The sequence below is a fragment of the Stenotrophomonas sp. GbtcB23 genome (assembly GCF_019091045.1).
GTDB classification, from domain to species: Bacteria; Pseudomonadota; Gammaproteobacteria; order Xanthomonadales; family Xanthomonadaceae; genus Stenotrophomonas; species Stenotrophomonas rhizophila_A.
Genome location: NZ_JAGXKC010000131.1, coordinates 1 through 1044, shown reverse-complemented (window position 1 = coordinate 1044; position 1044 = coordinate 1). Strand labels below are relative to the sequence as shown.

General features: G+C 62.9%; 1 protein-coding gene. It reads right to left on the bottom strand.

The window, feature by feature from the left end; translation table 11 throughout:
- Positions 1-63: 63 nt before the first annotated feature.
- Positions 64-1044, bottom strand: a 981-nt coding sequence (locus tag KVS69_RS18390) for a zonular occludens toxin domain-containing protein (RefSeq protein ID WP_217539427.1), incomplete at its 5' end; no start/stop codon positions are given.

The window sequence follows — 1044 nt, the reverse complement described above, 5'->3', positions numbered from 1 at the left end:
CATGGTCGCCAGTCATCAGCACCACGGCCAGCCACTTGAGAGCCTCACGCGCGCCGCTGGTCATCACATTTCCCTCGTAGTGGATGCTGCCTTGGTTTCCGTGACATAGGGCTTGGACTCGGGGAACGAACCCAGCGACCGCGTTTGCTTGGTCAGCACGCTCCCCGTCAGCCCCATGGCCTCACCCTGCCCTGCGATCTGCTGCGGCTGAGCAGGCTGCTGGGGCTGAATCTGTGGCCGGTTATCCCGACGCTCCCTGTACGGGTTATAGACCGGCCCGTAGCGGGCCAACGTGCGGCACTCGGGCTGGCTGATGTCGTAGGCCGTGCCCTGTTCGGTGATGCACGTGCAGCTACCCGCCTGCCTCTTCCCGTCCCCGTCCAGACCCTCCATAGACGACATGCAGACCAGCAACGGGTCAGCGGTGGCGTTGCGATCATCGAAGACGGGCGCAGTCCAGGGCATGGTGGCGATCCGGGGCAGATGGTCCTTTGCATACGCAGAGGCTGACTGCCAACGGGGTTGACGCGGCTTTGCATCGGACTGAGCGGCGGACACAGGGGGCGCATCGGCTGACGCCGATTGCGCCCCCTCTGAGGTCGACGTTGCGGCCATCGCGGACGGCTTGAGCATTTCGTATGCGAGGTAGGCCAGCAGGATGGCAGCGACAGCCAGCGCCGGGAGCGCCATCACCTTCCATGGAATGCGAGGCTTGATGGTGTGGATCTCTGCCGACTTGTACTGGCCGAATATCTGTGACGGCAGCAATCGGGTGGTTCGCTGGGCGAGGTCGCGTTTCGCTGAGGACTTGATTTCCTCGTTCAATTCTCCCCAGCGGAACACGTCGATCATCTTGGTGCCAAACCTGCGCACCACATGAGAGTGGGTTCCGATCAGGCCACGAACGAACGGGTACAGCTGATTAGGTTGCTGCGTGGTCCACACGAAGTCCAGGCCGCGATGCCGATGTTCGGCGAGGTCAAGAACATGCTTGGGCGTCTGCTGCCGCGTGGCGTCATGAAGGTGGCCGAACCACTTCCACGC